Source organism: Albidovulum denitrificans, assembly GCF_002973535.1.
GTDB classification, from domain to species: domain Bacteria; phylum Pseudomonadota; class Alphaproteobacteria; order Rhodobacterales; family Rhodobacteraceae; genus Albidovulum; species Albidovulum denitrificans.
On sequence record NZ_PVEP01000001.1, the window covers coordinates 884,070 to 896,734 of the forward strand.

Sequence of the window (12,665 nt, forward strand, 5' to 3'; positions counted from 1 at the left end):
CAGGCCGGGTTGCGCTTGGGGGGCGGCAGCGCCTATCTCTGGCGGATCATTTGAATGAGGTTCCCCATGACGATCCGCCTTCCCCGCCCCGTCCTTGACGCGAACGCCACCGGCGGCGGGGGGCTTGGCAAGCTGCCGGACTGGGATCTGAGCGACCTTTACACCGCCCCCGACGCGCCGGAGCTGAGCCGCGACATGGACTGGCTGGAAGGCGCCTGCGCGTCCTTCGCCGCCGATTACGAGGGCAAGCTGGCGGCGCTGGACGCGGGCGGGATGCTCGACTGCATCCACCGCTTCGAGAAGATCGAAGGCGTCGCGGGGCGGATCATGTCCTATGCGGGGCTGCGCTATTACCAGAACACCATCGACGGCGCGCGGGCAAAGTTCATGTCCGACTGTCAGGACAAGATCACCGGCTTTACCACGCCGCTTGTATTTTTCTCTTTGGAATTCAACCGGATCGAGGATGAAGCTTACACCGCGACCTTCACCGCGAACCCGGCGATCGCGCGCTACAAGCCGGTTTTCGACCGGATGCGGGCGATGAAGCCCCACCAGCTTTCGGATGAGCTGGAGCGCTTCCTGCATGATAATTCCGTCGTCGGCGCGACGGCGTGGAACAAGCTCTTCGACGAGACGATGGCGGGGCTGGAATTCACCGTCGAGGGCGAGGAAGAGCCCATGAACCTTGAAGCCACGCTGAACCTGCTGAGTGAGCCTGAGCGCCCCCGGCGCGCGGCGGCGGCGCAGGCGCTGGCCGATGTTTTCGCAAATAACATCAAGACCTTCGCGCGCGTTCATAACACGCTGGCGAAAGAGAAGGAGGTCGAGGACCGCTGGCGCAAGATGCCCACGCCACAAACCGCGCGCCACCTTGAGAACCATGTGGAGCCCGAGGTGGTCGAGGCGCTGCGCAACGCCGTCGTGGCCGCCTATCCGCGCCTGAGCCATCGTTACTATGCGCTGAAGGCCAAATGGATGGGGCTTGAGCGGCTTCAGGTCTGGGACCGCAACGCGCCGCTGCCGATCGAGGAAAAGAAGACCGTCGCCTGGGAGGACGCGCGCGACACGGTGTTGACGGCTTACGCGAAGTTCGATCCGCAGATGGCTGATATTGCACGGCCTTTCTTCGACAAGGGCTGGATCGACGCGGGCGTGAAGCCGGGCAAGGCGCCCGGCGCCTTCGCCCATCCGACGGTGACGGATGTGCATCCTTACGTGATGCTCAACTACCTCGGCAAACCGCGCGACGTGATGACGCTGGCGCATGAGCTGGGCCATGGCGTCCATCAGGTGCTGGCCGCCCCGCAAGGGGAGATGCTGTCCTCCACCCCCCTCACCCTGGCCGAAACCGCAAGCGTGTTCGGTGAGATGCTGACCTTCCGCAAGCTTCTGTCGCAGGCAAAGGACCAGAACGAGCGCAAAACCCTGCTGGCGGGCAAGGTCGAGGACATGATCAACACGGTCGTGCGCCAGATCGCGTTTTATGACTTCGAATGCAAGCTGCACGCCGCCCGCCGCGCGGGCGAGTTGACGCCCGAGGACATCAACGCGCTGTGGATGAGCGTTCAGGCCGAAAGCCTTGGCCCGGTCTTCGACTTCATGCCGGGCTATGAAACCTTCTGGTCCTACATCCCGCATTTCGTCCACACCCCCTTCTACGTCTACGCCTATGCGTTCGGCGACGGCCTCGTGAATGCGCTTTACGCGGCCTATGAAGAGGGGCTGCCGGATTTCCAGGCGAAGTATTTCGACATGCTGAAGGCGGGCGGATCGAAGCATCACAAGGAGCTTCTGGCGCCCTTCGGCCTCGACGCCTCGGACCCGACATTCTGGGACAAGGGGCTGTCGATGATCGCCGGCATGATCGACGAGCTGGAGGCGATGGAGGGTTAACCCTCTTTTTGTCCCCGCCCTGCAACATCGCAGCCGAAAAACGGCGTATTTCGCGTTTGGCGTGTGCGGCAATCGCAAAATCTGCGCTGCCGCCACGCGAATTGCATGATAAAGCCCGGAATCGGTGCGAGAAGGCATCGAATCAGGTTTGGGCGACGCCCGCCACTCCGGGCGATGTGAGTATGAGTATGACTTTGCGCGACCCCGAAACCAGCGTCGCCGCCGAAATGACGGCGCCGGGCGGGGGTCGGGTGTACCGCGTGTTTACAGGTGGGGGAGCGTAGATGCCCAACACATTCAGCTGGATTTACCTCGGCACCTCGACGACGGTGCTGGACCCGACCGAGGGCAACACGGTCGCCGAAAACGCCTCTGCCCTCGTCGGGCAGACCTACGGATCGACCACCGACCCGCTTTACAACCATGTGACCCAGGTCACGATGAACGACCTTGGCGGCAATGCCACGGCGCTCGACCAGGACAACACCATCTCGAACGACACGTTCACCACCAATATCGGTGCGGGAACACAGACGTTCACCTTCGACGCCACGATCATCTACAACGCCACCATCACCTACGCGAACGGAACCACCGCGACGGTTTCGGCAGTGCTGGCGCAGGATACGGCCGGGCATCTCTTCCTTGCCCCCGATTCCACGGCGACCGCGGCCCCGGACACGGTGGCCTATCAGAACATGCCGATCGTCTCGATCCGGCTGGACAGCATCACCGGCGGCACCACCTCATACGCAGGGATCGCGACGGACCGGATCGTCACCGGCTTTGACGATGGCTGGGTCGAGGGGACGGCGGGCAACGACCTCATCAACTCCACCTATGTCGAGCCGATCGCCAATGGCACCGACAAGATCGACGGCGGCGACGGCATTTCGTCCTCCACCACCTCCTGGCAGGACGACCGGGTGCGCGCCGGGGCGGGCAATGACACGGTGCTGTCGGGGCTTGGCAACGACTATGTCGATGGCGGCACCGGGACGGACAGCATCGACGGCGGCGCCGGGAACGATTCGCTTTATGGCGGCACGGGCGTCTTCAACGACACGATCCTGGGCGGCACCGGCAACGACACGATCGACGGCGGCGACGGCAACGATTCCCTTCTCGGCGGCGACGGGAACGACAGCATCCTGGGCGGCACCGGCGCCGATACGGTCGATGGCGGACTGGGCGCCGATACCATTCTGGGCGGCGCCGGGAACGATTCCCTTTATGGCGGAACCGGGACGTTCAACGACGTGATCGCGGGTGGCGACGGTGCCGACAGGATTGACGGTGGCGACGGGAACGACTGGATTGCCGGAGGCTCTGGCGACGACACCATTCTGGGTGGCACCGGCGACGACTATATCGACGCCGACAACATGCTGGTCAACGGCAGTTTCGAGGCCGGGGTTCCGGCGGGCTCATGGTCGGCGCAGGCGATTGCCGGATGGCACAGCAACTCCTCCGACCTCGTCGAAGTCTGGGGAAGCGGGATAGCCGGCGCATCGCCTTCCGATGGCAGCAACAGCATCGAACTGGACTACGCCGGAGCGGTCGACGCGATCTGGCAGGACGTCGCGACAACTGCGTCGCAATCCTATACTCTCAGCCTCAGCGCCATGGCGCGGTCGGGCTATTCGGGTGAATCCTTCCAGATTTACTGGCAAGGGGCGCTGATCGGAACGGTGACACCGGGAACCGACTGGGCGACCTATACCTTCACCGTCACCGGAAGCGGCGGGCTGGACCGGCTCGAATTCCGCGAGTTGAGCAGCGAGAACAACAGCGCCGGAAACCTCATCGACAACGTGTCGCTGACAACCGGCGTTGGCGGAAACGACACCGTCGACGGCGGGGCGGGGAATGACACGATCCTCGGTGGCGCGGGCAACGACACGCTCAATGGCGGCGATGGCAATGACTCGCTGGTCGGCGGGTCCGGGACAGACAGCATTCTCGGCGGCGTCGGCACCGATACGATTGACGGTGGAACCGGCAACGACACCATCGATGGCGGCGCTGGCGCGGACAGCATCGCCGGCGGCGACGGCGACGACCTCATCAAGCTGACCGGCACGTTCGGCAATGACACGATCATGGGCGGCGAGGCGGGCGAAACGATCGGCGACACGATCGATGCGACCGCCATCAGCGCCAACCAGACCGTGACCTTTACCGGGGGTGAGGCCGGGACGCTGACGGACGGCACCTCCACCGCCACGTTCAGCGAGATCGAGCGTTTCCTTCTCGGGTCGGGCAATGACAGCGTCAACGGCGCCGCCGCGGATCTTTCGATGTATGTCGATGCGGGCGCAGGAAACGACAGCCTGACGGGCGGTTCGGCAGCCGACACGCTGATCGGCGGGCTGGGCAACGACACGTTCGCGGGCGTCGGGATCGGCGATGTGGTGGACGGGTCGGAAGACCCCGGCAATACCGATGTCGACGTGCTTGACCTTTTCGGCTCCGGCTGGACCAAGGCCACCACCGATATCCACTTCAGCGACCTGACGAACGAGAACGGCACCGTCATCTTCTACGACAGTTTCGGCACGATCATCGGGACGATGGACTTCTCGAATATCGAGACGATCGTCCCCTGCTTCACCCCCGGCACGCTGATCGCGACCGACCGGGGCGAGGTGGATGTCGATGACCTGTCCGTCGGCGACCGGGTCCTGACCATGGACCATGGCTATCAGGAGATCCGCTGGATCGGCCGCCGCGATCTTGGCGCGGCAGAGCTTGCGCGCCTGCCAAAGCTGCGCCCGGTGCTGATCGCGAAGGATGCGCTTGGCGACGGGGTCCCCGCGCGCGACCTGCGCGTGTCGCCCCAGCACCGGCTGTTGCTGCGCGGGGCGGCGACGGAACTGTTCATTGGTGAGGCCGAGGCACTTGCCCCGGCGGCACATTTCCTTGGCCAGCCCGGCGTTGCGCGCGACGCGGCGGCGGCGGGGGTGCGCTACATCCACCTGATGTTCGACCGGCATGAGATCGTGCGCTCCAACGGTCTGTGGAGCGAAAGCTTCCAGCCCGGCGCGGCCACGCTATCCTCCATGGACGACGCCGTGCGCGAGGAACTTTTCACCCTTTTTCCGGGGCTTTCCGTGCCGGGCGCCCTGCCCTATCCTGCCGCGCGGTTGACCCTGAAGCGGTATGAGGTGCATCAGATCCTCGCGTCCTGACGGGTATTCGGGAGAAGGATGGATGATGCGGTTGATCCTGCGGCTGATCGGCGCCCTGATCGTGTTCGGGCTTTTGGGGTTCTTCTCCTTCGCGCCGGGCTATGTCGAACGCCAGCAGAACCCGGTGACGGCGCATGATCCCTGGCCGGTCAGCGCGGCGGCAAAGGCGCTGCATGCGCGCCTCATCATCGGGGACTGGCATGCCGACAGCCTGCTTTGGGACCGCGACCTGACGCAGCGATCCGATCGCGGTCAGGTCGACCTGCCCCGGCTGATCGAGGGCAATGTGGCGTTTCAGGTCTTCACCACGGTCACGAAAAGCCCCGCCGGGCTGAACTACACCCAGAACTCCGCCGACGCGCGGGACAATATCACCCTGCTTTACATCGGCCAGCTCCGCCCCTTCCGCAGTTGGCTGGACCTGACCGAACGCGCGCTGGAACAGGCGCGGCAATTGCATCTGGCCGAGGAAAAGGCGCCGGAGATGCTGAAGATCGTGAAGACCCGCGCCGATCTGGACGCGGTTCTGGCGCGCCGCGCGGCGGGGGAGCATGTCGTCGGCGGCATCCTCGGGGCCGAGGGCGGACATGCGCTGAACGGCTATCTCGACAATCTCGACCGGCTTTATGACGCCGGGTTCCGCCTGATGGGGCTGACGCATTTCTTCGATAACGAACTTGGCGCCTCGCTCCACGGGCAGGCGGGCGCGTCGCAGGGGCTGACGGATTTCGGCCGTCTGGTGGTCCGCAAGATGGTCGAGAAGAAGATGATCATCGACCTCGCCCATGCCTCGCCGCAAATGGCGCGCGACGTGCTGGACATGGTCGATGTACCGGTGGTGGTCAGCCATAGCGGCATCTACAGCCAATGCGCGACGAAGCGGAACTTTTCCGACGCTCTGATGAAAGAGATCGCGGCGCGCGGCGGGCTGATCGGCATCGGCTTCTGGGAAGAGGTCACCTGCGACGATACGCCCGCCGGGATCGCCACCTCCATCGCCGCCGCGATCCGGCTCGTGGGGGAGGATCACGTCGCGCTCGGCTCGGACTTCGACGGCGCCGTGCGAACCCGGTTCGACGCCTCGGAACTGGCGGCGCTGACCCAGGCGCTGATGGACAGGGGGCTGACGGAACCGACCATCGCCAAGGTCATGGGCGGCAACATGGTGCGCTTCCTCGGGCAGGCGCTGCCTGCCGAATAACGCCCTGCCCCGTCAGACCGGCTCTTCGCTGGCAAAGACCATGTCGATCATGGCCTGCGTCCCCTTCGCATCCTCAAGGCGCCAGGGATAGGCCACGCCATCGCGCAGGCTGCGGCCGAAGTTCTCCACCTGCCTGACATATTGGCGCAGGTCGGGGAAGCGTTCGACATGGTCGGGCTTGCCAGGGCGCAGCATGTGCAACTGCGCCTCGCCAAAGATCCCGGCGTTGAAGGGCGCGGTCAGGCGGATCAGCCCGCCCTCCCCCTGAAACACCACCTCCTGCCGGGGCGGAAGACGCATCGAGGTCATGGCGTGGAAGGTGAAATCGCCGCCCGCGCCCGCGAACTGCCCGGTGACCTGGGCATAGACATCGACACCGTTTTCCCGGCGGATGCGGGCGCTGAGGCGCGACGGCTCGGCCCCGGTAACGTAGCGGATGCCGCCATAGGTATAGACGCCGATATCGGGGATGGAGCCGCCGCCGGTTTCGGGCCGGTTGCGGATATTGCCGGGATCGGCGCGGTTGTCATAGCTGAAATGCGCGTCGGCATGAAGGATGCGTCCGATCGCGCCCTCCCCGACCAGCGTCTTCGCCCGCTGCCATTGCGGGTGGTGGACGATCATGTAGGCCTCGGTCACCAGCAGGCCCGAGGCATCGCGGGCCGCGATCAGCCCGTCGATCTCATCGGCCTTCAGCGCGATGGGCTTTTCGGTCAGTACATGCTTTCCGGCGGCGATGGCCTTTTGCGTCCATTCGACGTGAAGGTGGTTGGGCAGCGGGATATAGACCGCCTCCACCGCCGGATCGGACAGCAGGGCATCATAGCTGCCATGGACCTGAAGGTCGGGGCAGAACGCCTTGAAATCGTCCGCCTTCTTCGGGTCAGAGGTCGCCAGCGCATAAAGTGTTGCGCCCGCCGCCTCATGGATCGCGCGGGCCATATGTTCACGCGCGAATTTCGACGCGCCCAGAACGCCCCAATTGACCGGCTTCATCGCGCCCCCCTTTCGATGTTTGCGCAATCATAAGGCCGGCGGCGAAGGCCGACAAGCAGAAGGGCCGCGCCCTGCCGGACGCGGCCCCTGCCTTGTCTTTTGCGCCCGCCTCAAGACGGAACGCGCATGCCCTTGTCGCGGGCCAGATCGCGCATGGCGTTTTGCAACTTCTCGAAGGCGCGGACCTCGATCTGGCGGATCCGCTCACGGCTGACCTTGTATTGCTCGGACAGCTGTTCCAGCGTCACCGGATCGTCCACCAGACGGCGCTGGATCAGGATGTCCTTTTCGCGGTCGTTCAGCACGTCCATGGCCTGTTCCAGAAGCTCGCGCCGCACCGAAAGCTCATCGGCGGCCTCGAAATCGCCCGCCTGATCGGCGCCCTCATCCTCAAGCCAGTCCTGCCATTGCGCGGTGCCTTCCCCGTCCGAGCCGATGGTGGCGTTCAGCGAGGCATCGCCACCCGACAGGCGGCGGTTCATGTCGATCACCTCATCCTCGGTCACGTTGAGGTCATGGGCGATCTTCTGCACATGCTCGGGCCGCAGGTCGCCTTCCTCAAGCGCGCCGATGCGGGATTTCGCCTTGCGCAGGTTGAAGAACAGCTTTTTCTGCGCCGAGGTGGTGCCAAGTTTCACAAGGCTCCACGACCGCAGGATATATTCCTGGATCGAGGCCCGGATCCACCACATCGCATAGGTGGCAAGGCGAAAGCCCTTTTCGGGGTCAAAGCGCTTGACCGCCTGCATCAGGCCCACATTGGCCTCGGAAATCACCTCGGCCTGCGGCAGGCCATAGCCGCGATAGCCCATCGCGATCTTCGCCGCCAGCCGCAGGTGCGAGGTGACAAGCCGGTGCGCGGCCGAACTGTCCTCACGGTCCACCCAGCTTTTCGCCAGCATGTATTCCTCTTCCGGTTCCAGAAGGGGAAACTTGCGGATCTCCTGCAAATAACGGTTCAGCCCCTGTTCGGGGCTGGGTGCCGGAAGATTCGTATAGCTCGCCATGTTCTGTTTCCTTCCCTCGGCAGGACCACGGAATGTAGGAATGACCCGCGCCTCCTGCAAGGCCGCTTGTCGGCCCTTAGCAGTCTAACGGTGAAGACGCCGCTAACCGTCGCTGGGTTCGAAATATGTCAGCGCGAACACGGGAATGTCAGCGGCCGTGCGTTCCGGTGGCCTAACGGCTGCGCAGAAGGTCCAGCAAGTCCGCCATATCCGCTGGAAGCGGGCTTTCGAAACGCAGCATCTCCCCCGTGACCGGATGGGCGAAGCCCAGCGTCGCGGCATGCAGCGCCTGGCGCGGAAAGGCGGCGACGGCAGCGGCGGCCCCCGCCCCCAGCGCCGTGGCCGAGGGCTTGCGGCGCCCGCCATAGACCGGATCGCCGACAAGGCCGTGGCCCGCATGGGCCATGTGAACCCGGATCTGATGCGTCCGCCCCGTTTCCAGCCGGCATTCCACCAGCGAAAGCGACGGCGGCGTGCCGAAGCCTTCGAGGACACGGGCGCGGGTGACGGCGTGGCGGCCGCCATGGAAGGTCACCGCCTGTTTCTGCCGGTCGGTCCGGTGGCGGGCCAGCTGGGTGGTGATCTTCAGCACCCCGCCCGCCTCGAAACTGGTCCCCTTCACGCCATGCAGGCGCGGGTCGGCCATGTCCGGCACGCCATGGACGAGCGCCAGATACCGCCGCTCGGCCGTGTGCTTTTCGAACTGGCGGGCAAGCGCATGGTGCGCGCGGTCGGTCTTGGCGACGACCAGCAGGCCGGACGTGTCCTTGTCGATCCGGTGGACGATGCCGGGCCGCTTTTCGCCGCCGATGCCCGACAGGCTGTCGCCCGCGTGATGCAGAAGCGCATTGACCAGCGTCTGCGCGGGCGAGCCGGGCGCGGGGTGGACGACCATCCCCGCGGGCTTGTCGATGACGATCAACTCGCCATCCTCATAGACCACGGTCAGGGGGATGTCCTCGGCCCGCGTCTCCACCTCCGTGGCAGCCGGGACGGCGATCTCATAGACCTCGCCCTCGGCCACGCGGGCCTTGGCGTCGGTGGCGGCCGTGCCGTCATGCAGCACCGCGCCCCCGGCGATCAGCCGCGCGATGCGCGAGCGTGACAGGTTCGCTTCTTCTGGCACATCGCGCGCCAGCGCCTTATCAAGGCGGTCAGGCGGGTTCGGCCCGATCACGATCCTAACGATGGCGCCAGATATGTCCGACATGCCCCCCGCCCCTTCCGGGCCCGAGGCGGAAACCCCGCCACCGCCCGAACTGCGTTTCCTGAAATTCCTGGTCACGGCGCTGGCAGGCACCATGATCCTCGGCCTCATAACCATCGTCGGGCTGCTTGTCACTCGCCTGCCCAAAGCCGCGCCCCCGCGCCCGGCCCTGCCAGAGGGCCTGACGCTGCCGGAAGGGACGGCGGCCGGGGCGGTCACGATGGGGCGCGGCTGGATCGCCGTCGTGGCCGAAGGCGCGGCGGGAGAGGAAATCCTGATCTTCGACGCGAAAACCGGCACCCTGCGCCAGCGCCTGCCGATCACCGCCCCCTGAGCCGCCCCCACCCCGCGCAAACCCGCTTGCAAACCCCGCGCCGTCCCGCTACCAAGCCGCAGATTGGCGGGTTGGCGGAGAGGTTACGCAGCGGATTGCAAATCCGTGTAGACCGGTTCGATTCCGGTACCCGCCTCCATATCCCCGTCCCCCCGCGCCGCTCATCTATATCGCATCGCCAGCTGCGGTGGCGGAATGCCGCCTGCGGCGGGGCGCGCGGGTTGCCAGAGCCCTTCGAAGATGGTCAATCCCGGCGCGGAAATCGGATTGGTAAGGTGTTCCGGGCCGCCGAATCGGCGTTAACCAGCGGGCCGGGCGCCGCGGGTAAGGCAAATTTCGGACAGGATGCGCCTTGGGACTGTTCATCCTGCGTTCACGATCATGGCTATATGGCAGGAATGAACACGACGATCGGTCAATGCCCCCCGAAACCGGGCCTTGCCTCATTTTCGCCTCATGGCCTGCCCAATTTCCGCCGTAAGTGGCCCGCACATAGTCTGCGGCGCCTTGTGTATCCGGCTGTTCCGGGCCGGGCACCGACGTGGAAAGGGTATTCGATGCGTGTGTTTTCGATGACGACTTCGGGGCAAGATCGGGCGGGCCTGCTCGACCGCAGCCTGCAAAAGCTTGAGCGGTTCCGCCGCGAGGAAGAGGGGTCGCTCCTCATCTTCGGGCTGTTCTGCTTTGTCATCATGCTCATGCTCGCCGGTGTCGCGCTTGACCTCATGCGGTTCGAGGAACGCCGGACGGTGCTTCAGAACACCATCGACCGCGCCGCGCTGGCGGCGGCGGACCTTCAGCAGACGCTTCCCCCGAAGGAAGTCGTGAAGGACTATTTCCGCAAGGCCGGGCTGAAGCCGCCGACCGACGACCAGATCACGGTCGTGAACGGCAATAACGGCTCGTCCCGCAAGGTCAGCATCGCGGTGGCGGAAACCGTCCCCACCTGGTTCATGAAGATGGCCGGCGTGTCGTCCCTCTCCGCGCCCGGCATCTCCACCGCCGAGGAAAGCGTCGGCCAGATCGAGATTTCGCTGATCCTCGACGTGTCCGGTTCGATGAACAGCAGCAGCCGTCTGACCAACCTCAAGCCGGCCGCGAAGTCCTTCGTCGACCAGATGTTCGACTCGACCGAGGCCGACAAGATCACCATCTCGATCATCCCCTACGCGACGCAGGTCTCGCTCAGCGACAACCTGATGAGCTATTTCAACGTGACGAACGAACACGCCTCGTCCAACTGCATCGAGTTCGAGCCGTCGAAGGGCGATTTCACGACTACCTCGGTGTCCTTCGGCTTCGGCCTGTTCGACCGCGTCTATCAGCGCAACGGTCACTTCGACCCGTTCTACAAGGCCAGCCCTCCGCGGCTTTTCAATTGCGCGCCGGACGCGGACCGGGAAATCCTGCCCTTCTCCAGCGACCGGGATGAACTCAAGACGTTCATCGATGGCCTTCAGGCCGAAGGCAACACCTCGATCGACCTTGGCATGAAATGGGGCGCGGCGCTGCTTGACCCCTCGATGCAGGGCGTCGTGAACAGCATGGCCGACAAGGGCGATCTGCCCGATACGACGCGCGGCCGCCCCTATGCCTATACCAACGGCCAGGTGATGAAGATCATCGTCCTGATGACCGACGGCGCGAACACGACCGAATACAAGCTGCGTGACGCTTATGACCACAACTTCAGCCAGGTTTGGCGAAACATGTCCTATGCCGACGGATCGAACACCATCAACAGCGATGTCGACCAGTATTCGTTCTACGACCCTAGCAAGAAGAAATGGTATGTACCGGCGCTTGACCAGTGGCTCGACCATGCTTGGGGAAACAGCACCTACACGTCCTGCAGCAAGTGGAGTTGCACCACAAAGAACGAACCCGGATACAACGGCAAAGACGACGCGGCCTTTCCCTTGACCTGGCCCGAGGTGTGGGAGCGGATCTCGATCTACTACCTGTCGGACAACATCATCGCGAAGGCCTATGGCAGCAGCGCGCGGAACAAGTGGCGGCCGGGTTCGACCTCCAACCCCGAAGTGAATACCTACGTCTACAGCGCCAAGGACGACCAGACCCGCGCCCTTTGCGATGCGGCCAAGGCGCAGGACGTGCGGATCTACACCATCGCCTTCGAGGCGCCGTGGCAGGGCCAGCAGCTTCTGTCGCAATGCGCCAGTTCGGATGCCAGCCACTATGAGGTGGAGGGTCTGGACATCGAGGATGCGTTCTCGGGCATCGTGCAGTCGATCAACAAGCTGAGGCTGACGCACTGATGGCCACGCTCATGTCACGCCTCAAGCTGCGCCTGATCCGGGGCGCGCGCGAAGAAGACGGAACGGCGACGATCCCGTTCCTCCTCTTCCTGCCCTTCTTCATGATGCTCGTCATCTCTTCGCTTGAGATGGGGATGCTGATGCTGCGCCACGTCATGCTGGAACGCGGGCTGGACATGGCCGTGCGCGACCTGCGGCTGGGCATCTTCAAGGGCGATTACGATGAGTTCAAGGACCTGGTCTGCAAGAATGCGGCCTTCCTGCCCGACTGCAAGAACGCCATCGTGGTCGAATTGCAGCCGGTGTCGACGACCACCTGGGCGCCGCTGAACTCAGCCGCGATCTGCGTCGACCGGAACGAACCTCTGAAACCGCTGAACAACCCCTTCATCACCGGGGCCGGGGATCAACTGATGCTGGTGCGCGCCTGCGCCATCTTCGACCCGATCGTGCCGACCACGGGGCTTGGACTGCACCTGCCCAAGGACGCCTCCGGCGGCTACTGGCTGGTCACGTCCTCGGCCTTCGTCAACGAACCCGAGCCGGGGACCTGA

General features: G+C 64.6%; 9 protein-coding genes and 1 tRNA gene. 7 read left to right on the forward strand and 3 right to left on the reverse strand.

Annotation, left to right across the window (positions count from 1 at the left end; genetic code table 11):
• Window positions 1-66 precede the first annotated feature (66 nt).
• From LX70_RS04305 to LX70_RS04315, 3 genes are all read left to right on the forward strand, one after another.
• Window positions 67-1,896, forward strand: a complete 1,830-nt coding sequence (locus LX70_RS04305) for a M3 family oligoendopeptidase (protein ID WP_105513255.1) — start codon at window positions 67-69, stop codon at window positions 1,894-1,896.
• Window positions 1,897-2,180: 284 nt separating this feature from the next.
• The gene (locus LX70_RS04310) at window positions 2,181-5,087 is read left to right on the forward strand and encodes a Hint domain-containing protein (RefSeq protein ID WP_105513256.1); all 2,907 of its coding nucleotides are present in this window, start codon (window positions 2,181-2,183) and stop codon (window positions 5,085-5,087) included.
• A gap of 22 nt (window positions 5,088-5,109) precedes the next feature.
• Window positions 5,110-6,288, forward strand: a complete 1,179-nt coding sequence (locus tag LX70_RS04315; protein WP_105513257.1) for a dipeptidase — start codon at window positions 5,110-5,112, stop codon at window positions 6,286-6,288.
• A 12-nt stretch (window positions 6,289-6,300) separates the two neighbouring features.
• Here LX70_RS04315 and LX70_RS04320 read toward each other — a convergent pair whose 3' ends face one another.
• The 3 genes from LX70_RS04320 to LX70_RS04330 all read right to left on the reverse strand — a co-directional run bounded on the left by LX70_RS04320 (window position 6,301) and on the right by LX70_RS04330 (window position 9,501).
• The gene (locus LX70_RS04320) at window positions 6,301-7,284 is read right to left on the reverse strand and encodes a Gfo/Idh/MocA family protein (protein WP_105513258.1); all 984 of its coding nucleotides are present in this window, start codon (window positions 7,282-7,284) and stop codon (window positions 6,301-6,303) included.
• Between the two features lie 110 nt (window positions 7,285-7,394).
• Complete coding sequence (gene rpoH / locus LX70_RS04325) at window positions 7,395-8,291, reverse strand: RNA polymerase sigma factor RpoH (RefSeq protein WP_105513259.1); 897 nt, start codon at window positions 8,289-8,291, stop codon at window positions 7,395-7,397.
• A gap of 172 nt (window positions 8,292-8,463) precedes the next feature.
• Entirely contained in the window at window positions 8,464-9,501 is a 1,038-nt protein-coding gene (locus LX70_RS04330; RefSeq protein WP_105513260.1) for an RluA family pseudouridine synthase, read from the reverse strand.
• On the opposite strand from LX70_RS04330, the gene LX70_RS04335 reads away from it, so the two are divergent.
• The 4 genes from LX70_RS04335 (at window position 9,491) to LX70_RS04350 (ending at window position 12,665) form a co-directional block, all read left to right on the forward strand.
• On the forward strand, window positions 9,491-9,832 hold the full coding sequence (locus LX70_RS04335; protein WP_245884932.1) for a DUF6476 family protein: 342 nt from the start codon (window positions 9,491-9,493) through the stop codon (window positions 9,830-9,832). The genes LX70_RS04330 and LX70_RS04335 overlap by 11 nt on opposite strands.
• A 65-nt stretch (window positions 9,833-9,897) precedes the next feature.
• A tRNA-Cys gene (locus LX70_RS04340) sits at window positions 9,898-9,971 on the forward strand.
• Window positions 9,972-10,389: 418 nt separating this feature from the next.
• The gene (locus LX70_RS04345) at window positions 10,390-12,111 is read left to right on the forward strand and encodes a VWA domain-containing protein (RefSeq protein WP_170076113.1); all 1,722 of its coding nucleotides are present in this window, start codon (window positions 10,390-10,392) and stop codon (window positions 12,109-12,111) included.
• Entirely contained in the window at window positions 12,111-12,665 is a 555-nt protein-coding gene (locus LX70_RS04350) for a TadE/TadG family type IV pilus assembly protein (RefSeq protein ID WP_105513262.1), read from the forward strand. The genes LX70_RS04345 and LX70_RS04350 overlap by 1 nt, the downstream gene beginning before the upstream one ends.

Coding starts and splice junctions, on each gene's coding strand:
- LX70_RS04350 (WP_105513262.1), top strand. CDS start 12,111: ATGGCCACGCTCATGTCACGCCTCAAGCTGCGCCTGATCCGGGGCGCG.
- LX70_RS04320 (WP_105513258.1), bottom strand. CDS start 7,284: ATGAAGCCGGTCAATTGGGGCGTTCTGGGCGCGTCGAAATTCGCGCGT.
- LX70_RS04315 (WP_105513257.1), top strand. CDS start 5,110: ATGATGCGGTTGATCCTGCGGCTGATCGGCGCCCTGATCGTGTTCGGG.
- LX70_RS04310 (WP_105513256.1), top strand. CDS start 2,181: ATGCCCAACACATTCAGCTGGATTTACCTCGGCACCTCGACGACGGTG.
- LX70_RS04330 (WP_105513260.1), bottom strand. CDS start 9,501: ATGTCGGACATATCTGGCGCCATCGTTAGGATCGTGATCGGGCCGAAC.
- LX70_RS04345 (WP_170076113.1), top strand. CDS start 10,390: ATGCGTGTGTTTTCGATGACGACTTCGGGGCAAGATCGGGCGGGCCTG.
- LX70_RS04305 (WP_105513255.1), top strand. CDS start 67: ATGACGATCCGCCTTCCCCGCCCCGTCCTTGACGCGAACGCCACCGGC.
- LX70_RS04335 (WP_245884932.1), top strand. CDS start 9,491: ATGTCCGACATGCCCCCCGCCCCTTCCGGGCCCGAGGCGGAAACCCCG.
- rpoH (WP_105513259.1), bottom strand. CDS start 8,291: ATGGCGAGCTATACGAATCTTCCGGCACCCAGCCCCGAACAGGGGCTG.